The following is a 23,816-nucleotide window of genomic DNA, read 5'->3' on the forward strand; positions in this document are numbered from 1 at the left end:
AATTGTTGATGTTAGCGTTGAAGCCCCTTAATGTCCCAACTTCCCAACTTCCCAACTTCCCAACTTCCCAACTTCCCAACTTCCCAACTTCTTTCTTCTTTTAACGACTCGCTTAATTTATTTGATGTTATTCCTCTTCGTAGGGTCATTAGTCATGAATATAACTACCGTCAATGGCAGCTCACGATGCAAAGTAGTGAGTAACAACTCACTTCTATTTGGGCTACAAAAGGGGATGGGGAGTTAAGAGGGGAGAATTAAATCAAGGCGTTGCACTCTGAGTATTCAGGGGGGAATGCGATTGAGGGGATAAGGTAGTGAGTAATAGCTCACTTATTATAGGATTAAAAATATATCGGGTAAAAGAAGGAATAAAATATAGTGAATAAGGCCGCAGTAAGTTTTAAGTGATTACTTACTATAGAAATATACCAGTAAAGTTTATTAATAATGTAATTATATTCAATGAATAAATAATAATGACAATATTTAGTATTGAAAATAATTCAATGGAAAAGATTAGTTAGCCTACGTTGAGAATTGAGATTAAACTAGCACTATTTATTTATATGAAACTGATAATTAAATTATTTTCTCATCTATAATATATCTTTATGATATGTAATATTATATAAATTTTTTTATGATTTGAATGGTGTCTTAAAAATTAAAATATTACAAACTCATTTATTTAAAATATTTAATAAAGGAAATTCTTCCAATATTTTTTTAAACCATGGTGTAAATATTTCAGGCGTAAGAACGATCTCTTGTTTTAATTGAGGAAGACTTACCCACCGTATAGATGAAACTTCATCCCTATTTGGTTGAATATATTGGTTGTAATAACCAATAAAAATATGGTCATATTCATGTTCAATTAAGCCTCCCTGAACATCAGCTTTATAAATTAAGGAACCCACATATGTTAATGGGGTGACAAAGCCTAGCTCCTCTTGAAGCCTACGTTCAGCAGCTTTCTGAGTATCCTCATTAGGTTTAGGGTGACTACAGCAAGAATTTGCCCATTGCCCTGCTGAATGATATTTATGAAGTGCCCGTTGTTGAATTAATAGCTCATTTTGCTCATTAAAGATAAATACTGAAAATGCTCGATGTAGATAACCGAGTTGATGTGCCAATAATTTTGACATAACACCAACAGGTTCATCATGTTCATTAACTAAAATTAATTCATCTTCCATTTATACTATTTTCCATCATAAAAATTATTACACTAGTTTAGTATAATTAAAAATATAAGTTTGCATATTAGAGCTGTTTATTAGTTAACATGATTTCTTCAAAGCTCACAGCTATCATAAGCTTATATAGCTGTGAGATTAAAAATTATTTTTGTTGTAACACCCAAACAGCGGCTTCAACCCTTGATTTTAAATTGAGCTTTTTAAGTAAATGTTTAACATGTACTTTTACTGTGCTTTCTGCGATATCTAGTTTACGAGCTATCATTTTATTTGATAAGCCTTGTGATATCAGCTCTAGAATATCGGCTTCCCTTGGTGTTAATGAAGTTATATTATTATCATCCTGTGTGGTATTGTCTCTGAGTGATTCAGCAAGTACAGATGCTAATGTTGGGCTAACAACTAACTTACCGCTAGCGGCTTCTTTTAGGGCGACTATAAGCTCTTCAGGCTCCATATCTTTAAGCAAATAGCCATCAGCACCTCTTTTTAGTGCATTGACTAAATCATCACTATAATTAGAAACAGTAAAAAGAATAATCCTACCGGATAGTTCTCGCTTTCTAAGTTCATCAAGAGTATCAAAACCATTCATTCCAGGCATGTTGAGATCCAGTAAAATAAGATCAGGATCTTGCTCTTCAGCGATCTGTATACCTGTTTTACCATCTCCTGCTTCACCGATAACTTGTAATGAAGATTCCAAACTAATCAATTGTTTGACTCCATTTCTTAGCATCGGATGATCATCAATAAGTAGAATGGTTGATTTTTCGTTTACTATATTTGTATTTTCCATAGATGATTTTCCGGTATGTTAAGCGTCAGATAAAGGAAAGGTAACTTTTACCTCTGTTCCACCTTGAGGCCTAGGTGTAATACAACAATTACCATTAAGGCTTAATGCTCTTTCTCTCATAATAATAAGCCCATAATGATTAAGTTTATCAGTGTTTGACGTGATCCCTGCACCATCGTCGATAATGGTAATAGTAACAATACCATCATACTGGTTTAATGAAACCTCAGCCGATGTTGCATTAGCATGTTTTAGAATATTAGTTAATGCTTCTCGGACGATTTGTATAATATGAATAGATTGGTGTGGTGAAATACTCTTTGCGGGTAGGTCGTAGTTTAAGGTTACTGTATACCCCATACGTTCGCTAAATTCATTAATGGTACTTTCTAATGAGGGAAGTAGGCCAGGTTCCATTAATTTAAGCCTAAATGTGGTTAATAGCTCTCTCAGTTGGCTATATGCGGTATTAATTTCGCTGCGCATTTCTGTTAAAAGCTGTTGAGGTTTTTCTGGTAATGGCTCAGGCTGTAATTGCAGATAGCTAATTTGCATTTTCAAACAAGATAAAGACTGAGCGATAGAGTCATGAAGTTCGCGTGCAATTGCAGAACGTTCATCCATGATAAGCAACTGTTGTTGTTGTTCTATTTGGTGCTCCATCGCGAGCATACCAGAGATTTGTTTTGCTAGAACAGAAACGAGGTTGTTTTGTTCGTCTGAAAGTATTTGATTATCTTCAATCTCACCAATAATAACGCCATAACGATGCATATTGTCTGATAAATCCCATTGTAAGCTGAGAGGTTTATCGATTGAAATTTGTTGTTTTAGCTTCGTTGTCTTCTCTTCAGATAATCCGGTTGAATGGCAACATATTTCATGAAAATAGGCTTCATTACTTTCTTCATACAACCGTAAACTTAGATTTTTGAGTATGGTAATGTTTTCTAGTTCAATAAGGACTTTTTGTAATCGCAAATAGAGGGGATCTGATGAATGAAGAATTTGGTTTGATTGATATAAATAAGATAACACTTTATTTTTTGTGATTAAATCTGCAGTTTTTTCTGCAACTCTTTCTTCAAGTTGATGATAGCTTAGCGCTAATTCATCTGACATTTGATTCAGCGTTTCTCCTAATGCGTTTAACTCATCTTGCCTATTATTTTTAGGGTAGCGTTGGCTAAAATCTTTTCGCCCAATCGCATTGACCATTGATAATAATTTAACCCATGGGTAATAAATTTTTCTTCTTAAGTGCCAGATGGTTCCCATAAGTAATAAGAATACTAAGCTAATAAAAATCAGTTGTGTCATAGCTACATAAGCAATCTTTCTTTCTGTTTTCTCATCAATATTATGAACCAATTCATCAAGTTTACTTACAAATGATATAACTTCGTACCTTGCATCGTTAGGCGTATTTGCTTCCATTAATGAAGGTCGTAAGATATGTAACCAGTAATTATAGAGCTCATCAAATTGAGGCGTTAAGCTTTCAATTTTTACAACTTGAGTCAGTTCTGGGCTAATGAGGTCAGATTCTAATGCGTCGAGATAACGCTGATTTTGAGTATTCAGAGGGACGAGAGAAAGCAATCTGTAGCTCTGCATTCGTAGTGAACCTGATTTATTTATTGCGTGAGCATTACCTTGTACACTTATAATCATTCGATTAGAAATCGTCATCCCAATAATTCCTAAGATCGCAATAAGTAGCATAAGGCCGATCACTTGGTTAATAATTGAAAATCGACGATACAGTGTGGGCATGTGTCACTTCCTTAAAGAGTCGCGCTAGCGAACTTAAAATGCATAGTTCTAGTATTGTTCATAAAGGGGCGAACATTAAATATACTACTTTGGTAGTAATTTTCTGGTGTTATAACAAAATAGAAAATAGAAAATAAAATTTCTCTTTAAGTTTTGTACTTTTATTTATTGATATATAAGATTAAATTTGGTTTAGTCTGGAATGGGGATACGTATTATAGCTTAAATTAAAGATGAATTTCCTTTGATTTAGATCAGTTTAAATATCGATGAAAATCAATGTGTAAAATAATATACACCGAAAAATGTTACTGAAAAACTATCGAATGGCAGGAAGAAAGATAGCTCTAATCGATAGAGCTATCTTTTTGTTTTAGGCTTTTTTAAATTTTTTGAATAGTGAGATTATCGAGACAAGGATTAGGCCGGTTACTAGCCCAAAACATAAATTAATTATAGTCGGTAAGACAAACTGCATAGTACTACCAATGATAGGTGTTAAGGTTGCGGTAAATGATATTTCGGTAATCCATTCTGAAATATAGCTGATACCGTGCGTTAGGATACCTCCACCGACCATAAACATCGCAGCTGTTCCTACAATAGATAATGTTTTCATGAGATAAGGAGTCGCATAAATTAAGGCATTACCACATTTTTTTAATAAAGAAGAGGTTTTCTTCTGTAAATAAAAGCCTAAGTCATCTAATTTCACAATACCTGCAACTAAGCCATACACACCGACAGTCATCACGATAGCAATGATAGAGAGTACGGCTACTTGGTTGATAAAAGAGGTAGTGGAAACAATGCCGAGTGTGATGGCAATAATTTCAGCTGATAAAACAAAATCGGTACGAATAGCTCCTTTGATTTTTTTACTTTCAAATTCCTTAAGTTCTTCTGCTGATAATTGCAATTGGTGTTGGGGAGTAGAATCTTTTGCATTAGAATGCAATAGCTTATGAGTGATTTTTTCTGCTCCTTCAAAACAAAGATAGGCTCCACCAATCATGAGTAGAGGTGTGATAGCCCAAGGGATAAACGCACTGATTAACAACGCTAAAGGAACAAGTATTAATTTATTAACAAATGACCCTTTAGCGACGGCCCAAACAACAGGAATTTCCCTCTCTGCACGAACGCCTGTGACTTGCTGGGCGTTTAGTGCGAGGTCATCACCTAAAACTCCGGATGTTTTTTTGGCAGCCATTTTTGTCATGACGGAAACATCGTCTAGTACAGCGGCAATATCATCAAGTAATGTGAGTAAGCTACTTCCAGCCACAAGAATATCCTCAATATTTTTTAAGGTGTCATTAATGTTTATTAGGTCAATTAATGGATAATTAGTTCATTACAATATAAATCATACTTACAAATAAGATAATTCCATTGCAGATTGATAAATCTGAATTTTAAATTATTAAATTTTTATGACAATGGAACCAATGTGATTTTTTCTTTTCTAACTTATTAATTTTAGTGAAGTAACATGAAGTGACATATTGCTATCTGCTACTTTGCTTTATATTTGGTTTAATTATTTAGCTTATGAATAATTTTTAATAGATTGGTATAGGGTTAATACATGTCTTCTCAGCCAGTTTTGAGTATTGTCGTTGCTGTATATAATGGTGAAAAATTTCTACCTCAGTTTTTTGATAGCTTAATCGCGCAAAAGTTAGAAAATTGGGAGTTGATCGTTGTTAATGATGGTTCTAAAGATAAAAGTGAAGACATCATTAAGTCTTACGCAGATAAATTTGTACATTTAAAAGTGCTTTATCAAGAGAACCAAGGCGTATCAGTTGCCCGTAATACGGGGATGGTAGAGGCTACGGGAAAATATATTACATTCCCTGATATTGACGATGAAATTAGCCCTCAAATGTATGGGCGTTTATTAGAAATAGCATTATCAAATGACCTCGATGTTGCAACCTGTAATGGAACTTATGTTTATACTAATGGTGATGCACCAAAGGCAATTTTCCCACCGAATAAAGTCCCGTCAACTGGGGTAATTTCAGGCCCTGAATGGCTTGAAATTGGCTTAAGTTCACGCAAGTTTCTGCATGTAACTTGGCTGAATTTATATCGTTTGGACATGTTGCGCCAACACAAATTTTTCTTTGAGCCTAAGTTACATCATCAAGACATTCCTTGGACGACGGAAGTCTTACTCGTGGCGAAGCGCGTGCAATTTATTAATGAACAATACTACCGATATTTAATCCATAACCAATCTGTTTCGCATTCATTAAGTGGTGATGAACGCTCTGTCCGCAAGATAAAAACGTATTTGAAGATTATTGATATGCTGCTAAATATTTACCAGCGTTATCCTGAACAAGTTAAACAGGCACCAGCTTGCTTATGGCAGGTAGGAAAGGAAGGTTTGGGGGTGATTCAAGCGCTATTAGCCATTAAATCACCCGATGTACAGAAGGAAATGGTACAACTATTTTTTGATAAGGGTTATTGGCAAATAGTGTGGGCGCATGCAACAACAGTAAAATTAAAATGGCGATTAATTAGACGCTACACTAAGTTAAAAGAAATTATCAAATCATAATCTTCTGAAAAGGTAGCTGTTTTTATAGGCTACCTTTTTGTTTTTATTTTTCTAGTTGCTTTAGAGAAGCAATAAACATATCCCATAACTGAGGGTTATTTAATGTTGTGGCGACTTGTGTGTGGCAATCTGCTTTAGCTGGATGGCGAAAGTCAGTCACTGTCATACCTGTTGTTAGAGCGCCTTGTAGCTCGATATCAATTGGAGCCTTAATCGTTTCCATTATGGATGGGTCGATAACATAAGCAACAGCGCATAGGTCGTGAACCGGGGCGTGGTCAGTATAGCCATTACGTCTACGGTAACCTGCCGTGTAGTAATTTAGAGATTCAACAACAAAGTCACTTACAGGTGTATTTAACGCTGCAATTGCTTCCATTATTTGGTCGTCTGGCCTTGCTTGGTGTGTAAGGTCTAACCCAATCATAGTGATAGGCCAAGTTTCATTAAACACGATATGAGCAGCTTCAGGGTCTATAAGGATATTGAATTCGGCGACTGCAGTACGGTTGCCCGTATGGTAGCCTCCTCCCATTAAAACAACTTCTTTTACTAATTCTACAATTTCAGGTGCTTTCCTCACGGCTAAAGCAATATTTGTGAGTCCTCCGATAGGTACGAGAGTAACCGTTTTAGAGGGATGTGACTTCAGCGTATCAATAATTAAGTCCACAGCGTGTCGTTGGTCAATAGGTAATTTGGGTTCAGGGAGGTGAGTGCCGTCCAGTCCTGTTGTTCCATGAACTTCTGGGGCAGTCTGTATTGTTCTCACTAATGGCCTAGAGCAACCAGCAGCGATAGGGATATCATTTGCACTAACGAATTCCATAATTGCGCGTGCATTATAAGTAACTTTGTCTAAAGTTTGGTTTCCGACAACCGTCGTTACCGCAAGTAACTCTACATTTGAATTGCCTAATGCTAAGAAAATTGCCATTGCATCATCATGGCCAGGGTCACAATCGATAATAATTTTATTGCTAGACATTATTTCTCCTTTTATTAGGTTATTTACTTTTAATTAACATAATATATGGATAAATTTATTTTTATGTGATGTAAGTTCTATTTTTATGAATACTAATGTAATGAAATTATTCATTAGGGTTACTAATATAGAGTGATGTGATTAACATATTAATAACAATCGTGTTGAGTTTATAAAGATAATGTGTTCTTTATGAAGTTTTAAGCAATATAAATGAAGCCGCCTAGAGGGGGTTTATTAATTAGTTAATAATTGTGGAGGCAGAATGGAGAACTATCTGGAAAAATTACCTGATGTCATTGATTCTGTTGCAACTAACCAGTTTTATCCTAATTTATTATCATGGTTATCTTCACTTATTGCATTCGATAATGCGATTGTTTACTCCTTTGAAAAAGGAGCTCCACCCCGATTTCTTTCCAAAGTAGAGCGCCGTAATAGCGATAGTATTAACAGAATCTATCAACGAGGTGCTTATTTAATGGATCCATTCTACCAAGAAATCCAAAAGGGAGGCGCTTCCAAAGTATTAACACTAAAAGAACTCGCACCTAAAGGATTTTATCATACAGATTATTATCTCAATTTTTATCGTAAGACAGGGTGGTGTGATGAAGCTGGGTTGTTATTAGATATTTCAACTGACAGGCAATTAGGCATTTTTTTTGGTAATGAAGATAGGCCTTTTTTCTCGGGAAAATATACGCAAGCGCCCCTTAAAGACGCCTTCGATATCATTCGTAGTATGGTGAAACTTCATAAAGATGTTTCTCCTTCTTCGGTGTCGAACCACCATCAAAATACTGATATGCAAACACGATTTGGGCTGACACCAAGAGAGTGTGAAGTTGTCGAATTAATCTTAGCAGGTAAAGGTTCACCACAAATTGCACAGATGCTTTTCATTAGTTTAGGAACAGTGAAAAATCATCGTAAAAATATCTATCAAAAACTAAATATTAATTCACAGGTTGAATTATTTAACTTATTAATGAATAGGTTAAGCTAAGTATAATGTGTTTTTATATTTATTTTAACCTAATGATTTAATAGCATTTTATAGCTTGTTATCTTTTTTATTGCTGCATTATTTTTTTTATTTTTGTCTAGATGATTTGTATGAACTAAAATTAAATTAATAATCATTATTATTAATATGAAAATGGTTTATTAATTATTTGATTTTTAGATTGTTTTTTTATTTTTTTAAAATTTTATTATTATTTAAATATTCTACTTGCGTCACAATTGTTAACTTTATGTTTCGAATGTCCCTAAAGGGCTATGTAATTGTTAATGTAAGGTTAAGATAATCGAGTTATCGAAAGATACTAAATAGGGTATCCATAATGAATAACCAAGTAGAATCATTGAGTTACTATGCAGCAACTAAAAAGTATGACTTACGTTTTCCTACGCTAAAGGAAGATCTTGATGTTGATGTGGTGATTATTGGTGGTGGTTTTTCTGGGATCCATACTGCGCTTGAGCTGTGTGAGAAAGGGATTACCAATATCGCTATTTTGGAAGGACGGCACCTTGGCTACGGTGGTTCAGGGCGTAATGGCGGGCAAGTAATGGCAGGCATTGGCCATGATATCGATGCAATCAAAAAATATGTCGGGCCAGAGGGTTTAGAAACGATTTTTAAACTCAGTAATATGGGCGCAGGGATCATGCGTGATCGTATCGCTAAATATGATATTGATGCAGATTTTTGCCGTGGTTACGCATACTTAGGTAGTAATAAGCGCCAAGAAAAAACCTTACGCAGTTGGCTAAAAGATTTTAAGTCAGTTGATCCTGATGAAGAAATTGAGTTTTACAGTGGCTCAGAACTAAAACAGATTATTGGTTCTGATGCTTATACCTGTGGGATCAAACACATGGGTGGCGGTCATGTTCATTCATTGAATTTATTATTGGGTGAAGCGAAAGCGATTAGTGAAATATATGGCGCTAAAATATTTGAAAATAGCCAAGTATTAAATGTGGAATATGGTAATACCATCAAAGTCAGAACTGCGATGGGAACAGTTAAAGCACAGAAAATGCTGTGGGCTTGCGATTCATTTTTAAATGGCCTTGAGCCGACGATTTACCCTAAAACTATTAATACTTACGCATATCAATTAATGACGGAAGAGCTACCTGATGAATTAATCGAGCGAATTAGCCCAATTCGTGGTGCTTATAGTGATATTCGTCCTGTAATAGATTACTACCGGGTGACGAATGAGAATCGCCTATTATTTGGCAGTTCCACTCATTTTCTTGAATATATTCCGTCTGATCTTAAAGCATGGAATCGTAATTTAATGCTAAAAGTCTTTCCTTACCTCAAAGACGTCAAAATTGAATTAGCTTGGGGTGGACCAATGGCATGTAGTGCAAATTTATTTCCACAAATTGGTTCATTACCACAACACAAAAATGTGTTTTATGCACAGGGCTATTCAGGTTTTGGTGTTACGCCAAGCCAGATTGTGTGCAAAGTTCTTGCTGAAGGGATGGTGGAAGGTTCTCATCGTTATGACTTAATGAGTTCTATCCCGCACGCCAATATTATTGGTAAAGATAGTCTGCGTAATGTGATTGTTTCGTTGGCAAAAATAATGCATCAGACATCCGGTTATTGGCAAGGTCGTCGCTAATTCGTTATCCACCTAATTAGTTTATTAAAATCGATTAAAGGTAAAAATTATGATTAGTCCATTACTGTTAAATAAACCACTACCTGAGTTATTGAATGTTGGTAGCGTGACAAATTTAGGCTCTGTGGTTGTTGAAGGCGATCCTCAAGCGAGTGTTGCAATGATCCACGGTGAACCAACGGATAACCTGACCTGCGGTATTTTTGCTTGTACTAAAGGCAAGTTCAAAATGGTATATCCATTTGATGAAATGGCGACAGTCCACGAAGGTTCGGTGAAGTTAACGGATGTGAAAACCGGTGTGACGGTTGAATACCATAAAGGCGATACCTGGTTTGCCGCGAAAGGTACCGAAGTTTTATGGGAAATTGATACACCACGCTTCGTAAAACATTACTTAGCTTGTGTAAATGCCTAATTAATTTCTATTGAGTGGAGTGATAACAATGAGCGAGTTAACCCTATTACCAGAAGTCAGTGAGTTTTTGAAGCGTCAGCACGGTCATTTTATCAACGGGTTACCGGTTTCTGGCAAAGGCGATACTTTTTTTGATGTTGTTAACCCAGCCACTGAACAGGTTATTGCTAAAGTAAAAGAAGGAACTTTAGCGGAAGTTGATGCCGCAATGGATGCGGCTCATGCTGCATTTAAAGGAGTTTGGGCAAACACGACACCAATGGAAAGAGGGAATTGCTTAAACCGCCTTGCTGACTTGCTTGAAAAGCACCTTGAAGAATTAGCCCAGTTAGAGACGTTATGCTCAGGTAAAACCATTCAATTATCTCGTTTTCTTGAAGTGGGGTCATCTGCGCAGTTTTTGCGTTATTTTGCCGGTTGGGCGACTAAAATCAGCGGGGAAACATTGAATGTTTCATTGCCTTCTTTTAATGGTGAGAAATATTCTGCATTTACCCAGCGTGAACCTGTTGGTGTTGTGGCTGGTATTATTCCTTGGAACTTTTCTATTATGATTTCCATTTGGAAATTAGCGGCTGCTTTAACATGTGGCTGTACGATTGTGTTGAAACCAAGTGAATTTACTCCACTAACTATGCTAAGAGTGGTGGAATTGGCAAAAGAGGCGGGAATTCCTGACGGTGTAATTAATATCGTAAATGGTGGTGGTCGTGAAGTTGGGCCGGCACTGATTCATCATCCACTTTGTTCTAAAGTGACATTTACGGGGTCTGTACCGACTGGGCTGGCGGTAGGGCGTTCAGCAATGGAAGGTAAACTAACCCGAGTAACACTGGAGCTTGGTGGGAAAAATGGTGCTGCATTCTTAGCTGACCTTCCGGTTGAAAAAATTGTTAATGGGATTATTGAAGCGGGGTATCTAAATCAAGGGCAAATTTGCGCGGCTGCTGAGCGGTTCTATATTCCATCTAAATTGATGGATGAAGTATTAGCGCAACTAAAAACGCGTTTGTCTGCGATGAAAGTCGGTTCTCCATTGGATGAAACAACCGAGATGGGGCCGCTGGCCAATAAAGCGCATTACGAAAAAATCTTAGGTTTGTTTGAAAAAGCTCGCCAAGAGGGTAGTGAAATTATTTATGGTGGCCAACCCATTGCAGGCGCTGGGTACTTTGTGCCTCCAACCATTATTCGTGCTAATAGCCCAGATGATGTATTGATGAAAGAGGAAACATTTGGGCCAATAGGGACTTTCTTGAGTTACGATGACGAAGAAGAACTTATTGAGATGATGAATAGCACTCCGTTTGGTTTAGCTGCGAGTTTATGGACAAATGATCTTAGTAAAGCAATGCGTATGATTTCACGCATTGAAGCGGGAACGGTATGGGTGAATATGCATACCTTCCTTGACCCCGCAGTGCCATTTGGTGGCATTAAGTCATCAGGTATTGGTCGTGAATTTGGTAGTGCCTTTATTGAGTATTACACAGAGTTAAAGTCTGTCATGGTGCGTTATTAGTGTTCAATTTATATTCAATTAATCAACATTTCCCGGCCATCGTGCCGGGTTTTTTATATTTGATAGATACTATGGCTTATTAATCAATTCAAAGACAAAGCTATTGTGGATGTTCATCCACGGCGGGTGGTCGTTAGATTTACTGTCATTTTTCTTGGTGAATGATAAACCCGGATGAAACAAGCTCGGTTCGGTTAGTCACATTTGCTTTAGTGAAGATATTGCGTAAGTGAGTCTTCACTGTTGATAGCGAAACCCCCAGTAATAATGCAATTCGCTTATTGCTCGCGCCTTCTCGTACTAAATGGATAATTTCTTGTTCTTTGGGGGTATAAGCCACTAAGGAATCAGGTAGTACATCAAATGTCATTAGCTCAGCGACAGGTAAAATAGTATTTAATCGCATGATTTCTTGTTGGCTAAATGGGCTGTCTCGCAGCACCGAAATCCCCGCAATAATTTTATTTTTACGACGAATAAATATTTCCGCCATATCAGTCATGTTATTTGGCTGCATAAAATCATGGAAAAAAGCTTGATTCTGCTGGCGTATTTCAGAATCCATTCTCACTAAGCGTAAATCATCGCTGCGAAAATGGTCAGGGTGTAAAGGATCTAATTGGTGAAAATAAGCGAGATACTCTTCATGCATTTTTGCCGGTATCCCGTGAAGAACGTAGTTATCTGGTTGGCAATGATCATTCACGAGGTAATACACCAATGCAGAAACCGGAATAATATGCGCAATGGTATTTAGGCAGCAATCAATCAATGTTTGTTGATGAGGCTCGAATAATGGTGAATTCATCATATTCCCTTGTGTACTAATCGAATTATTATCATGCCTCTTAATGGATTTAACATAAAATAAACATATTAATAACGTGAAGTTGATAGCAGTATTTAAAACTCATGAAAACCTCATGAATATTGATTTGCTGCTTTTTGGTATCTTTAGAAAGATATTTATTAATATATTAACAAGTGGTTTGTTTGTTACATATTGATATTACTTTAATTATTTTTTTTGTTTTTAAAAATATGGGTACTTTTCGCGAGCTATACTTTATTTCCCCTCTCTCTGGGTATCGTCCTTTAGAACGATAGCAGTGGATTTAAGCTTATTTCTATAGTGGATATGAAACCACTTTATTTTTACAAAAAATTCACATTAATAGCTAGGTAGAGAGTGAGAGGGAAGCAAGATGAATTTATCCTCAAAATTGTCGACACATTTAGAAAAAGGGAAAGTTGGCTTTCCGACCACCTTGGCGAGTTCTGCTGGTTTGATTATGGCCAGTCCTGTTATTTTAACCGTCACGAGTGGATTCGGCATCGGTGGCGATACGTTTGCCTTAGCGGTGCTACTCAGTTTCATCATGATGCAAGCTCAGTTAACTACATTTTCGGAGGCTGCGGCCATTCTCCCAACGTCAGGCTCAGTATATGACTATATCTCTTGTGGGATGGGACGCTTTTGGGCGATAACAGGTGCGCTTTCGGCTTACTTGATTGTGCATGTGTTTGCAGGAACTGCCGAAACTATTCTGTCAGGGATTATGGCTCTCGTTAATTTTGAGCATCTCAACACGGTCTTAGAGACCAGTAACTCATCTTGGATGGTAGGTGTTGGGTTGGTTGTCACGTTTGGTATCTTAAATGCATTTGGTATTGAAGCCTTTGGTAAGGTCGAGGTTGTACTGACATTTGCCATGTGGTCCACGTTAGTAATTTTTAGTGTGAGTGGTTTGTTGTTGCCATTTCATGTGGATATGGACGGCTGGTTTGGTCAGCCACTCAATACGGACCCAACACTAATACTGAGCTTTGTTGGTATGGCAATGTTCATGTTTGTTGGTTGTGAGCTAGTAACCCCAATGGCTCCTGAAATTAAAAATTCCGCGAAAGTGATTCCCCGTGCGATGACAACAGGTTTATTTTGTGTCGCACTCTGTATGGTGTTATTCGGTGCAGCGCTAGCGAACCAAGTGGAAAATGTGGTCGTTGACCCGCTGACAGGTACGCGTTTACTTGAAACACCGATGGCAATCCCTGCATTCGCCGAAATTGTTATGGGTGAGTTTGGTAAATACTGGATAGGTATCGCGTTATTACTGGCTGGTGGAGCGACCATCAATACGTTAATGGCAGCGGTTCCTCGCATTCTTTATGGAATGGCTCTTGATGGGGCATTACCACGCATCTTTGCTTATTTGCACCCTCGTTTTAAAACTCCAGTATTCGGTATTTTAGTAGCTGTGATGATCCCATGTTTGCACGCTTTTGCTATTCAAGGCGACCTTGATCGTATCATTCCATTGGTACTGGCGGCGGTGTGTTCTTGGGGTACGGCTTACTTGCTGGTAACGATTTCAGTAGTGTTATTGCGTATTCGTCGACCTGACTTACATCGAGCCTATCGTTCGCCTTTTTTCCCTATACCGCAAATTATTTCGAGTGTCGGGATTATTTTAGCGATTGTGTATATCACTCCACCAGGCATGAATAAATCGGATATCTATATTCCTTTTGCCATTATGTTAGGTTTAACAGCCGGATATGCATTAATTTGGACCGTTTTTGTACAGAAAGTGAACCCATTTAAACCTGTGGATGTTGAATACGTTTTATCTAATTCCTTCGCTGATGAAGAAATGGAAGGAGGCCAACTTGAGCCATTACGTAACCTCGCCTAAACCGTCTTTGTGGAAGAAAATCGGTAAGTTTACCCAGCAACGTTTGCCTGCCGGATATCAAACAGGATTGACTCTTAACCGTGTTGAGAAGGACATGGCGCCTTATCCATGTGAGTGGGGGGCACCCGGAGTGCTTCATGTGCAGCCTCAACCCGAATTAACGATTGAGGTGACTGAACGGCCAAGAAAATTGTTTCTCGCTTTTATTGTGTATAGCCGTTTTGCGGTATCTGGCCAATGTACAGATAGTATCAATGCAAAAATTGAAGTAAAAACCCGTGGGACTATAAAGAAGAAGCATATCCATTTTGTTTCGAAGCAGATGGATGGGCAGAAAGTTATTGAATGGCTGAATGAGTACCCAATTATTAGGCAAACATTAGAAGAGCTGGAATTTAATCATTGCGAGATAGAGTTTAGCCGAGGTCGTTGGCGTTGTGAAATTGAGCCTTACACGGCATCAGAAATGGTGAGCCGCATTCCCGCGACTCGCCGTTATTTGAGATTAATAAAAAAACAACGCTATTATTTATTGAGTGCGCTGCAGTTAATTAACCAACTGGTGGAAAAACGTGCTGTGAGCCATTGAGTTTAAAAGAGTTTTTTGATAGTAATAATTATTATCAATTGACTCACTGGAATTTGATGTGAAATCTTTGCCTCTTTTAGGTTGTATGTTGTTTTCTTCTGCGGTGATGGCAACACACGCTGACTGTATACGTTTATCTGAGCTTTCCTTTGCTGAAGGGGTACATGATAGCGAAGGTCATAGCTGCTTATCTTTTGAAGTATCGCAGCAAGATTTTATAAAACAACGCGGTGAAGGTCTTTCCAAGGTTCTATTATTGGATTCCAATAAACAGCCAGTGCGTGCATTGCAAGAGTACGGTTCAGTACAAGAACCTCATAGTGCGGATTATTTAGTATCAAAAAATGGGGTTTATTATTTAGCGTTGAATGGTGAGCCGGGTAAACCTTGGCAATTAAAGTTTGATGTCACCCAGTACCAGCCTTTAGCCATTAAAAAGGATAATGAACCGGTTACTCCTAAGCTGCAAAGTTTATTGGATGAATATTATCAAAATGGTGATACAAGCGCATTTTGGCAAGCCGTTGCCGCGCAAGGAACGCCACTGGTTGAAGATTTTTCAAATAGACAAAAACGGGTGACATTCCTTTGGCGTGGCGCGAAAGCAAACGCCTATATTTTAGGTGCGCCGTCAGGTAATCACGAAAGAATGGCCCATTTGGCGGGAACGGATATTTGGTATCGTTCTTTTATCATCCCTAATGATACGTTATCGCAATATAAAATTGCACCTGATATCCCTTCTGTACCGGAAGGCGGTTTTGCTCAACGTAAAGCAATTCTAGTCACCGCGCAGTCTGACCCATATAATTCTCACGTTATTCCTTCCCTAAATGTCGATAAATATAACCGTTTTTCGTTGTTATCATTGGCACCGAACATACGCCAGTGTCACTTTCCTGATGTAGAAAATCGGCAGATTAAAGGCCGTTTAGAGACTTTTACGTTGGTGAGTCAAATATTAAAAAACGAAAGAAAAATAACGGTTTATCAGCCTAATGTACCAATGGAATCACCGGCGTTATTGTTGCTATTGGATGGGCAAATTTACCTGCAAAACTATCAAATGGAGAAATTCTTTGATAAGTGGATGAATCAGGGGAGTTTTCCAGCTATGAATATTATATTTGTTGATAGCATAAATTCAGAGCGTCGTGGGGATGAGCTTCCCCCAAATGATGCCTTTCCTAAGTTGCTGGCAGATGAGCTTATGCCTCAATTAGCACAAATGGGAATTCAAGCGCCTGCAAGCCATACGATTATTGCGGGTTCCAGTTATGGTGGGATTGGCGCGACATGGAATGCATTACAACATCCTGAAATCTTCGGTAATGTTATCAGTATGTCAGGATCTTATTGGTGGGCTCCAAAAGATAAAGACCCTGAGTGGTTAATTCGTGAAATCGAAATTATACCAACGCAACCTATCCGTTTTTTCCTTGAGGCCGGCTTATTCGAACAACGCGGTAGTTGGGGGGGAATTATTCAGAACCACTACCGATTACTGGATGTTCTAAAACACAAAGGTTATCAAGTTGATGCTATTGAGTTACCTAGCGGGCACGACTATGTTTCTTGGTGTGAAACGCTTTATGAGGGAACAAATCAACTTGTGTCACAATGGTAAATAGCCATAACACTGATTCACAACAAGCAGCTTATATTTAGCTGCTTTTTCACATTTATGACAAACGTCTTCATTTCGCCATAAAAGCGTCATTCAACTGTCATCTAGCTCCTTTAGCATGCCTGTCATTATTTGAAATACACATTTTCTCTTTTTATTATTGATTGGCAAGGAAACAGTTATGACTGGTAATTTTATGAAATCCCTTTTAGCTGTCACGGTAAGTACTTTAATTTTAGGAAGTGCAGTCCCTGCCTACGCGGCTGATAAAAATGATGCGGTGTCAGAAAACCGTGCGGCACAAGGTGATATCACAAAATTTGGTGGTGCGCGTCGTTTAGCGACAGAGCAAACTGATATCATGAAAGCGGCACTTCACAATGGCCAAGCCAAAAATGTGATTCTGTTTATTGGTGATGGTATGGGTGACTCAGAGATAACCGTTGCCCGTAACTATGCAGAAGGTGCTTCAGGGTTCTTTAAAGGAATCGATGCCTTGCCAATTACAGGCCAATATACCCATTATGCGTTAGATAAGAAAACCCAAAAACCAGACTATGTGACTGACTCTGCAGCGTCTGCCACGGCGTGGTCTTCTGGTGTAAAAACCTACAATGGCGCATTAGGGATTGATGTATTTGGCAACGATCATGAGACATTAATTGAGATAGCTAAACGTAATGGTAAAGCGACGGGTAACGTCACAACCTCTGAGATTCAAGACGCTACGCCAGCTGCACAGTTTTCGCATGTGAGTGCGCGTAAATGTTATGGCCCTGAGGAAACAGCAGAAAAATGTGCGGCTAACGCGCTAGAAAATGGCGGTCGTGGTTCAATTTCAGAGCAACTGTTGGTAACTCGCCCAGATGTCACCCTTGGTGGTGGAGCTAAGAGCTTCAAGCAAGAAGCAAAGGCGGGTGACTACAAAGGTAAAACGTTGGAGCAACAGGCGATTGAGCGTGGGTATAATATTGTGCGTGACGCTAAGTCATTAGACAGCATTACTGTTGCAAATCAAGATAAACCTGTTCTGGGCTTATTCCATGATGGCAACATGACTGTTGCATGGGAAGGCCCGAAAGCAGTTCATTACGGTAATATCAACAATGCGCCGTTAGAATGTAAACCGAATGCTAAGTTAGACCCGAATGCACCAACATTGGCTCAAATGACGAAAAAAGCGATTGAGCTGTTAGAAGTCAACCCAAATGGTTTCTTCTTGCAGGTTGAAAGTGCTTCTATCGATAAGCAAGACCATAAAGCAAACCCATGTGGTCAAATTGGTGAAACTGTCGCTCTCGACCAAGCTGTACAAGTCGGCTTAGATTTCGCTAAAAAACATGGTGATACATTAGTTATCGTGACCGCTGACCATTCACATTCAAGCCAAATTATTCCTGAAGGCACTAAGTCAACGGGTTTAACGCAGGCGTTGATTACTAAAGACGGTTCTGTGATGGTGGTAAATTACGGTAACTCTGAAGAAGATGATTCTCAAGAGCACACGGGTGCTCAGTTACGTGTGGCGGCTTATGGTCCACATGCGGCAAACGTAATGGGTCTGACTGACCAAACTGATTTGTTCTTTACCATGCGCGATGCAATGGGATTGAAGCAATAAACCAACCCTGTAGTAAAAATTCTCCGCAATAGGATGTTGCGGGGAGTTTTTTTATTTCTAGCCCTTTTTTTTCTTATTTTTCAACCATGCCTCAATGAACGTACTAAACATTTGCACTTCTTTTTTTATTCATTATCTTGATAAATTGATTTATTAAATAACAATAAATGTGCTTATTCATAGGCACGAATAATGAGAATGACATTATGAGAGAAGTTCGCGAACTGCAACGAGAGGAAATCCCATCTGTTTGGTCTATCGACCGCACTGAATTAATTGAAAACCTTTATCTATATCGAAATGGTGAGTTGGTGCTATCCAAGCAGCGGTTTGATATGAAAGGTTGGCCAGAAGGCGAACCTGAAGCTTATACCCCTCATTTGTTGGAAAGTTATGACCAAGGAGCGGTATTTCTTGGTGTTTTTGAGCAGGGCAAGCTAATTGCCGCCGCAAGTTTAGATAATGTGTGGCGCGGCGAACAAAAAAATTTACTGCAATTGTCTTTCCTGCATGTGAGCCACTCACATCGTGGTAAAGGTTTAGCAGGGATGTTATTCCAACAATGCGCTGAAATGGCGATACAAAAAGGAGCAAAAGGCTTATATATTTCTGCGACACCTTCAGAAAATACGGTGCACTTTTATCAACATCTCGGTTGTTCCTTAATTGCCCAGCCTGACCCTGAATTATTTGCATTGGAGCCCGAAGATATTCATTTTATTTATCTATTTTCGTAAGTTTGTATTTTGTAAAATAAGTGTTAATTTATAGCGTGGTGAAATAAAAAAGCATTGAAATTTACTAGAAACTAGATATGATTGATAATCATTATCATTTAAGGGTGTTGAGGTCACTATGCCAACTAGCATATCAAAAACCACAGGTTTAAGGCGAATAGGTGCTGGCCTTTGGGGTGTTTTTGCTGTGATATTGCTGAGCATTGCTTATATACTCAATAATATGGGCTTAGATAATCTAAAAATCATTATGATTACCATGATGGTAGCAACCGCTGGGATGCTATTTAATCGCGGTTCTCGTCGTTTATTGATTGTCCCCGCAGTTATTTCACTCGCATGTTTTATGATGGCCTTTGTTCTACAAAGGTAGTTCTATAATCTAATCAGTAAGTAAACAGAACAAAATAGAGAATTAGGGCAGCGCTAGTCGTACAAGGAAGGTCAAAATGGGCAGGGTGTTATAAACAATGACTGACCAGTGGTGCGAAAGGGGGGACTTGAACCCCCACGTCCGAAGGACACTAACACCTGAAGCTAGCGCGTCTACCAATTCCGCCACCCTCGCAATACTGTCTCGTCAATACTAAATTATTGTGGTTTATACAAAGTTAGTGGTGCGAAAGGGGGGACTTGAACCCCCACGTCCATAGGACACTAACACCTGAAGCTAGCGCGTCTACCAATTCCGCCACCCTCGCAATACCTAACTAAACTTTGATTCATCAATGCTTCTAACCAGCAATAATGTGGTGCGGATTTTAGGCTAATTTCGACGAACGTCAATAATTTTTTTATGAAGTATTTTTCGATTGATGAAAAAATGGCCGGTAAAGGAGCACCAGCCAATGAGTAGTATGATAAATTGTGCTTTAGTTAAATTATTAGCGATTAAATTAACGCTTAACTGCTTGGTAAACTTTAAATTTTCCTGTTTTGGCAAGTACTTCGTGACTACCAAAAGCTTTATCGAGCAAATCAGGGTAGGGTAAGAAAGCATTAGCTACGATGCGCAAACGTCCACCTTTTTTCAGGTATTTAGGGGCTTGGTAAATCATATTTTCAACCGCACGATAACTGGTATTTAGGCCATCATGGAATGGTGGATTTGAAATAATCCAATCAAATTTATCGTTAATATCAGAGTAAGCATCACTTGCGATGACTCTGCCGACCAGTTTATTGGCCTCAAGAGTGGATACTGCGGAATCAAGCGCAGACGCACTGACATCACTTAAGGTGAGTTTGATCTCTGGGTTTTGTGAGCCGATCACCGCAGCGATCACGCCATTGCCACAGGCGAGATCAAGCAGATCACCGCTCATTGGGTCAGTTAGCGTGGACAATAGTAGATCACTACCGATATCCAGCTCATTATGGCTAAATACCCCAGGTAATGCATTAATTCTAACATTATCAATTTGATAATGACGCCACCAGCGAGCAATATCAAAGGTTGTGGGTTGTTCTAATTCACCATAGTACAAGCCACAACGGCGTGCAGAGTCGATTTTTTGTAAGTTAGCGATCCCTTCCATAATAGATTCGGCGCTTTTAACACCACTGCGATTCTCGCCGACGATAAAAATTTGGCTACCTGCAGCAAGGTGAGTACAAAGGTCATCGAGTTGGAAGCAGGCTTCTTGCTTGTTTTTTTGCCAAAAATAAATGAGAGTATCGCAAGGCTGGATAAATTCTGCTGGGGTTATGGCAGAGAATAACCCCATATCACCCATTAACGGTTGTAAGCGTTGCCAGTGATGATACTGGTTGGTGATGACGCGAACACTAGCTGCTTCTAAGGTTGCAGCGAGCTCATCCTGAATGTCACCAGCCAAAATGACATGACGATCTGTAAAATGTTCGAGATGGCGTTGAATAACTTCGCTGGCAGGTGTCAGTAATGACATATTCTGTCAATCTCCTAAAATAATAAAAAAACCGATGACATCTTACCAAAGATAAGAGAAATAGCATTGCTCTGTTGGCGCTATTAATCCCCTTTGATAAGATGTGGTTGTAAAATTGCGACTGGAAAATCAAATGACACGACGTGACAGGCTTTTAGAACAAATGGGGATCACTCAATGGATGGTGAGAAATCCTGCTGTGTTACGTGGTGAACGTGGTGTAAGGATCCCAGCGTCGACTAAGCTTATTATTATTACTGATGAGAACCTTGATTTAAATAGCCAATTGCTAAAAGATGTTTTTCTTTCCATGAATATTGCACAGGACGATGTGGTTTGTGTCAATTCAGAGCAATTAGGTTTAATCCCAACACCAATAATAACACCATGTTGGGTATTAGGTGATGAAATCCAGCCTGAAGGTTCAAAAGTCATGTTTACTTCACCTGTTTTGTCTGAGCTAAGTACAAGCTGTAGCGCTAAACGGGCACTATGGAAACAAATTTATCAATATGATGAAAATTTCAACACTAAAGCAATCTGATCTTGCAACTGCGTACTTAATTGAGAAGTTAAGCCATGACTTTCCATGGACTGAGCGAGTTTTTTATGGAAATCAAGGGGAAAAGTATCATAACTTAAAAATTTCTGTTAATAATCAAATTATTGGTTATGCGATAACACAATGTGTTCTTGATGAGGCGACCCTATTCAATATTGCTCTCCACCCTGATTACCAAGGGAAAGGGTATGGCCGCTTGTTGCTAGAAGAGCTTATCAAGGAACTCATAAAGAAAGGCATTCTCACATTATGGTTAGAAGTGAGAGAATCAAATGCATCTGCTTTGCATCTATACGATAAGCTAGGTTTTCACCAAGTAACGGTACGTAAAGATTACTACCCTGCCAAAAAAGGCCGAGAAGATGCTTTAGTACTTGCTTTAACTCTATTTTCCGATGAATAAATTTAAGTAATAAATAATTTATTACTAATATAATTAAAACCCCAATATGTTGTCAGACATACTGGGGTTTGTGCTTTTAGTGACGATTATTTTTCAATTTCAGGAAGGATAGGTTTACTAATTATTTGGATATTATCTTTTAACTCTTTTTTGGCTGCAGCTTGTGCATTGACTTCTTCATTGAGGCCTTTATAGGTGGAGTAACACATAATTAGCATCATGATGGATAATGGCACCGCCATAGCAACCAGTGCGGATTGCAAACCTGATAATCCACCTGTCATAATTAGCACGATCGCGATTGCTGCAATAATGACTCCCCAAATGGTTTTAGTGACATGAGAAGGATTTGGGTTCCCATTTTCGCTGACCATTCCCAGTACAAATACCGCTGAGTTAGCAGAAGTAATAAAGAAAATCAGCACTAAGGCAATGGCTAAAATACTGATAAATGTTGATGCAGGGAAATAGTCTAAGAACTTAAACAATGCGGATGTGACATCGGTTTTTACGGCATCAGCCAGTGCTGTTTGGCCTAGATTTTGAATAAGATGGATTGCTGACCCACCCATGACTGCAAACCAAGCAAAAGCACTTAATACAGGAATAAATACTGCGCCAATCATAAATTCTTTGATTGTTCTTCCTTTCGATATACGAGCCACAAAGCTGCCAACTAGCGGTGCCCATGCTATCCACCAACCAAAGTAAAACAGTGTCCAGTTAGCAATCCAAGTACCGTCATTATAGGGTTCAGTGCGAAATGACATGCTGACAAAATTTTGGACGTAGTCTCCAATGCCTTGGAATAAGACTTTTAAGATAGTTTGGGTTGGGCCAGATAGAAAGATAAATGCCATCAATCCTAGAGCAAGTATGATATTTAAGTTTGATAGGTGTTTTATTGCCCCTTGTAGCCCGGAAATTGTCGAAGCAACATAAACAACAGTAATGATAGCAATCAAACCAATTTGTACATAAATACTAATGGGCAATCCCCATAAGTAATTCATACCACTGTTAACTTGTAGTGTACCAAAGCCTAATGATGTGGCGATACCAATAACGACCGATAACATCACCAATATATTGATCCATTTCCCGACAGAGCCGTAGATCCGATCCCCAATTAAGGGATAGAAAACAGAACTAAGTGACGACGGGAGCTTTTTCCTAAATTGGAAATAGCCCAAAGCCACACCGACGAGTGCATAACACGCCCATGCGGAAACCCCCCAGTGTAGATAGACATATTGCATGGCTGCTTTGGCCGACTGTTCTGTTGAACCTTGACCAACTGGTGGGCTGATATAATAGGAAACAGGCTCTGCCACTCCCCAGAACATCAAACTGATACCAATTGAGGCACTGAATAACATCGCAATCCAAGTGACTGTGCTGTATTCCGGCTTATCATTGTCATCACCAAGACGTATGTGACCAAATTTGGAAAATCCAAGAAACATACAAAAGCTGAAAAAGATAAAAACGGAACCTAGGATAAACCAACCTAGATTGTTATAGATAAAACTTAAGGCGGAATGTGAAAAAGCTTCCAGTTTATCAGGAATAAATGCCCCAAAACTGATTAACGCCAGACTAAAGGCTAGCGACACGTAAAATACGGATTTTTTGTGATTCATCATACCTCTTCTCCAGTTGCTCACTTATTTTTTTCTTTTATGAGAGTTGGCTTGCAGGGAATACTCGTTTTGTTTTTAAGGGTAC

The 23,816-nt window shown here is 38.6% G+C and carries 22 protein-coding genes and 2 tRNA genes; 14 read left to right on the top strand and 10 right to left on the bottom strand.

Annotated features, from left to right (window positions below; genetic code table 11):
• Nucleotides 1-30 precede the first annotated feature (30 nt).
• Nucleotides 31-204 (top strand): hypothetical protein, encoded by a 174-nt coding sequence (locus P3L37_RS02560; protein WP_316927673.1) that lies wholly within the window; start codon nt 31-33, stop codon nt 202-204.
• Nucleotides 205-683: 479 nt separating this feature from the next.
• On the opposite strand, the gene idi is transcribed toward P3L37_RS02560, so the two are convergent.
• The 4 genes from idi to P3L37_RS02580 all read right to left on the bottom strand — a co-directional run bounded on the left by idi (nt 684) and on the right by P3L37_RS02580 (nt 5,071).
• A complete protein-coding gene (idi, locus tag P3L37_RS02565; protein WP_004914838.1) occupies nt 684-1,205 on the bottom strand; it encodes an isopentenyl-diphosphate Delta-isomerase in 522 nt (173 codons plus the stop codon).
• Between the two features lie 145 nt (nt 1,206-1,350).
• Nucleotides 1,351-2,007, bottom strand: coding sequence for a two-component system response regulator NarL (gene narL / locus P3L37_RS02570; RefSeq protein WP_272667462.1), 657 nt, complete (start codon nt 2,005-2,007; stop codon nt 1,351-1,353).
• Nucleotides 2,008-2,025: 18 nt separating this feature from the next.
• Complete coding sequence (gene narX / locus P3L37_RS02575; protein WP_109911822.1) at nt 2,026-3,783, bottom strand: nitrate/nitrite two-component system sensor histidine kinase NarX; 1,758 nt, start codon at nt 3,781-3,783, stop codon at nt 2,026-2,028.
• A gap of 373 nt (nt 3,784-4,156) precedes the next feature.
• Nucleotides 4,157-5,071: a DUF808 domain-containing protein gene (locus tag P3L37_RS02580; RefSeq protein WP_109911823.1), complete on the bottom strand. Its 915-nt coding sequence runs from the start codon at nt 5,069-5,071 to the stop codon at nt 4,157-4,159.
• A 303-nt stretch (nt 5,072-5,374) separates the two neighbouring features.
• On the opposite strand from P3L37_RS02580, the gene P3L37_RS02585 reads away from it, so the two are divergent.
• The gene (locus P3L37_RS02585; protein ID WP_004914830.1) at nt 5,375-6,361 is read left to right on the top strand and encodes a glycosyltransferase; all 987 of its coding nucleotides are present in this window, start codon (nt 5,375-5,377) and stop codon (nt 6,359-6,361) included.
• A 43-nt stretch (nt 6,362-6,404) separates the two neighbouring features.
• On the opposite strand, the gene P3L37_RS02590 is transcribed toward P3L37_RS02585, so the two are convergent.
• Nucleotides 6,405-7,349 (bottom strand): nucleoside hydrolase, encoded by a 945-nt coding sequence (locus P3L37_RS02590; protein WP_004914829.1) that lies wholly within the window; start codon nt 7,347-7,349, stop codon nt 6,405-6,407.
• 265 nt (nt 7,350-7,614) lie between these two features.
• Between P3L37_RS02590 and P3L37_RS02595 the strand changes: the two genes are divergently transcribed.
• The 4 genes from P3L37_RS02595 (at nt 7,615) to P3L37_RS02610 (ending at nt 11,943) form a co-directional block, all read left to right on the top strand.
• Nucleotides 7,615-8,358, top strand: coding sequence for a helix-turn-helix transcriptional regulator (locus tag P3L37_RS02595; protein WP_109911824.1), 744 nt, complete (start codon nt 7,615-7,617; stop codon nt 8,356-8,358).
• Between the two features lie 340 nt (nt 8,359-8,698).
• Complete coding sequence (locus P3L37_RS02600; RefSeq protein WP_109911825.1) at nt 8,699-10,003, top strand: NAD(P)/FAD-dependent oxidoreductase; 1,305 nt, start codon at nt 8,699-8,701, stop codon at nt 10,001-10,003.
• Between the two features lie 49 nt (nt 10,004-10,052).
• Nucleotides 10,053-10,421 carry a cupin domain-containing protein gene (locus P3L37_RS02605; RefSeq protein ID WP_109911826.1) on the top strand — a complete coding sequence of 123 codons (369 nt, stop codon included), beginning with the start codon at nt 10,053-10,055 and terminating at the stop codon, nt 10,419-10,421.
• A gap of 28 nt (nt 10,422-10,449) precedes the next feature.
• Nucleotides 10,450-11,943: an aldehyde dehydrogenase family protein gene (locus P3L37_RS02610; protein WP_004914825.1), complete on the top strand. Its 1,494-nt coding sequence runs from the start codon at nt 10,450-10,452 to the stop codon at nt 11,941-11,943.
• 145 nt (nt 11,944-12,088) lie between these two features.
• Here P3L37_RS02610 and P3L37_RS02615 read toward each other — a convergent pair whose 3' ends face one another.
• The gene (locus P3L37_RS02615) at nt 12,089-12,751 is read right to left on the bottom strand and encodes a helix-turn-helix domain-containing protein (protein WP_109911828.1); all 663 of its coding nucleotides are present in this window, start codon (nt 12,749-12,751) and stop codon (nt 12,089-12,091) included.
• A gap of 397 nt (nt 12,752-13,148) precedes the next feature.
• Between P3L37_RS02615 and P3L37_RS02620 the strand changes: the two genes are divergently transcribed.
• The 6 genes from P3L37_RS02620 (at nt 13,149) to P3L37_RS02645 (ending at nt 19,586) form a co-directional block, all read left to right on the top strand.
• Nucleotides 13,149-14,639, top strand: a complete 1,491-nt coding sequence (locus P3L37_RS02620; protein ID WP_004914823.1) for an APC family permease — start codon at nt 13,149-13,151, stop codon at nt 14,637-14,639.
• Nucleotides 14,614-15,228: a DUF3156 family protein gene (locus tag P3L37_RS02625; protein ID WP_042851671.1), complete on the top strand. Its 615-nt coding sequence runs from the start codon at nt 14,614-14,616 to the stop codon at nt 15,226-15,228. Before P3L37_RS02620 ends, P3L37_RS02625 begins: the two co-directional genes overlap by 26 nt.
• A 58-nt stretch (nt 15,229-15,286) precedes the next feature.
• Entirely contained in the window at nt 15,287-16,855 is a 1,569-nt protein-coding gene (locus tag P3L37_RS02630; RefSeq protein ID WP_226537940.1) for an alpha/beta hydrolase-fold protein, read from the top strand.
• A gap of 181 nt (nt 16,856-17,036) precedes the next feature.
• Nucleotides 17,037-18,476 carry an alkaline phosphatase gene (phoA, locus tag P3L37_RS02635; RefSeq protein WP_004914820.1) on the top strand — a complete coding sequence of 480 codons (1,440 nt, stop codon included), beginning with the start codon at nt 17,037-17,039 and terminating at the stop codon, nt 18,474-18,476.
• A gap of 206 nt (nt 18,477-18,682) precedes the next feature.
• Nucleotides 18,683-19,213: a GNAT family N-acetyltransferase gene (locus P3L37_RS02640; protein WP_109911985.1), complete on the top strand. Its 531-nt coding sequence runs from the start codon at nt 18,683-18,685 to the stop codon at nt 19,211-19,213.
• Between the two features lie 118 nt (nt 19,214-19,331).
• Nucleotides 19,332-19,586: a DUF1435 family protein gene (locus tag P3L37_RS02645; protein ID WP_004914817.1), complete on the top strand. Its 255-nt coding sequence runs from the start codon at nt 19,332-19,334 to the stop codon at nt 19,584-19,586.
• A 109-nt stretch (nt 19,587-19,695) separates the two neighbouring features.
• Here P3L37_RS02645 and P3L37_RS02650 read toward each other — a convergent pair.
• The 3 genes from P3L37_RS02650 to rsmC form a co-directional block, all read right to left on the bottom strand.
• Nucleotides 19,696-19,781, bottom strand: a tRNA-Leu gene (locus tag P3L37_RS02650).
• Between the two features lie 47 nt (nt 19,782-19,828).
• Nucleotides 19,829-19,914, bottom strand: a tRNA-Leu gene (locus P3L37_RS02655).
• Between the two features lie 195 nt (nt 19,915-20,109).
• Entirely contained in the window at nt 20,110-21,123 is a 1,014-nt protein-coding gene (gene rsmC, locus P3L37_RS02660) for a 16S rRNA (guanine(1207)-N(2))-methyltransferase RsmC (protein ID WP_272667461.1), read from the bottom strand.
• Nucleotides 21,124-21,256: 133 nt separating this feature from the next.
• Here rsmC and P3L37_RS02665 point away from each other — a divergent pair, with 133 nt between their 5' ends.
• On the top strand, nt 21,257-21,667 hold the full coding sequence (locus P3L37_RS02665; protein ID WP_004914814.1) for a DNA polymerase III subunit psi: 411 nt from the start codon (nt 21,257-21,259) through the stop codon (nt 21,665-21,667).
• On the top strand, nt 21,636-22,088 hold the full coding sequence (gene rimI / locus P3L37_RS02670; RefSeq protein WP_109911832.1) for a ribosomal protein S18-alanine N-acetyltransferase: 453 nt from the start codon (nt 21,636-21,638) through the stop codon (nt 22,086-22,088). The genes P3L37_RS02665 and rimI overlap by 32 nt, the downstream gene beginning before the upstream one ends.
• A gap of 86 nt (nt 22,089-22,174) precedes the next feature.
• Here rimI and P3L37_RS02675 read toward each other — a convergent pair whose 3' ends face one another.
• Nucleotides 22,175-23,734 carry a BCCT family transporter gene (locus tag P3L37_RS02675; RefSeq protein WP_196718585.1) on the bottom strand — a complete coding sequence of 520 codons (1,560 nt, stop codon included), beginning with the start codon at nt 23,732-23,734 and terminating at the stop codon, nt 22,175-22,177.
• Between the last annotated feature and the right edge of the window lie 82 nt (nt 23,735-23,816).

Origin of the sequence: Providencia sp. PROV114 (assembly GCF_032704305.1) — a bacterium.
Classification (GTDB): domain Bacteria; phylum Pseudomonadota; class Gammaproteobacteria; order Enterobacterales; family Enterobacteriaceae; genus Providencia; species Providencia rettgeri.

What these genes read in the sequence shown, in the direction of transcription:
- narX (WP_109911822.1), bottom strand. Translation starts at nt 3,783, where the DNA reads ATGCCCACACTGTATCGTCGATTTTCAATTATTAACCAAGTGATCGGC.
- rimI (WP_109911832.1), top strand. Translation starts at nt 21,636, where the DNA reads ATGATGAAAATTTCAACACTAAAGCAATCTGATCTTGCAACTGCGTAC.
- P3L37_RS02560 (WP_316927673.1), top strand. Translation starts at nt 31, where the DNA reads ATGTCCCAACTTCCCAACTTCCCAACTTCCCAACTTCCCAACTTCCCA.
- P3L37_RS02620 (WP_004914823.1), top strand. Translation starts at nt 13,149, where the DNA reads ATGAATTTATCCTCAAAATTGTCGACACATTTAGAAAAAGGGAAAGTT.
- P3L37_RS02590 (WP_004914829.1), bottom strand. Translation starts at nt 7,349, where the DNA reads ATGTCTAGCAATAAAATTATTATCGATTGTGACCCTGGCCATGATGAT.
- P3L37_RS02665 (WP_004914814.1), top strand. Translation starts at nt 21,257, where the DNA reads ATGACACGACGTGACAGGCTTTTAGAACAAATGGGGATCACTCAATGG.
- P3L37_RS02605 (WP_109911826.1), top strand. Translation starts at nt 10,053, where the DNA reads ATGATTAGTCCATTACTGTTAAATAAACCACTACCTGAGTTATTGAAT.
- narL (WP_272667462.1), bottom strand. Translation starts at nt 2,007, where the DNA reads ATGGAAAATACAAATATAGTAAACGAAAAATCAACCATTCTACTTATT.
- P3L37_RS02585 (WP_004914830.1), top strand. Translation starts at nt 5,375, where the DNA reads ATGTCTTCTCAGCCAGTTTTGAGTATTGTCGTTGCTGTATATAATGGT.
- rsmC (WP_272667461.1), bottom strand. Translation starts at nt 21,123, where the DNA reads ATGTCATTACTGACACCTGCCAGCGAAGTTATTCAACGCCATCTCGAA.
- P3L37_RS02640 (WP_109911985.1), top strand. Translation starts at nt 18,683, where the DNA reads ATGAGAGAAGTTCGCGAACTGCAACGAGAGGAAATCCCATCTGTTTGG.
- P3L37_RS02610 (WP_004914825.1), top strand. Translation starts at nt 10,450, where the DNA reads ATGAGCGAGTTAACCCTATTACCAGAAGTCAGTGAGTTTTTGAAGCGT.
- idi (WP_004914838.1), bottom strand. Translation starts at nt 1,205, where the DNA reads ATGGAAGATGAATTAATTTTAGTTAATGAACATGATGAACCTGTTGGT.
- P3L37_RS02595 (WP_109911824.1), top strand. Translation starts at nt 7,615, where the DNA reads ATGGAGAACTATCTGGAAAAATTACCTGATGTCATTGATTCTGTTGCA.
- P3L37_RS02600 (WP_109911825.1), top strand. Translation starts at nt 8,699, where the DNA reads ATGAATAACCAAGTAGAATCATTGAGTTACTATGCAGCAACTAAAAAG.
- phoA (WP_004914820.1), top strand. Translation starts at nt 17,037, where the DNA reads ATGACTGGTAATTTTATGAAATCCCTTTTAGCTGTCACGGTAAGTACT.
- P3L37_RS02675 (WP_196718585.1), bottom strand. Translation starts at nt 23,734, where the DNA reads ATGATGAATCACAAAAAATCCGTATTTTACGTGTCGCTAGCCTTTAGT.
- P3L37_RS02645 (WP_004914817.1), top strand. Translation starts at nt 19,332, where the DNA reads ATGCCAACTAGCATATCAAAAACCACAGGTTTAAGGCGAATAGGTGCT.
- P3L37_RS02615 (WP_109911828.1), bottom strand. Translation starts at nt 12,751, where the DNA reads ATGAATTCACCATTATTCGAGCCTCATCAACAAACATTGATTGATTGC.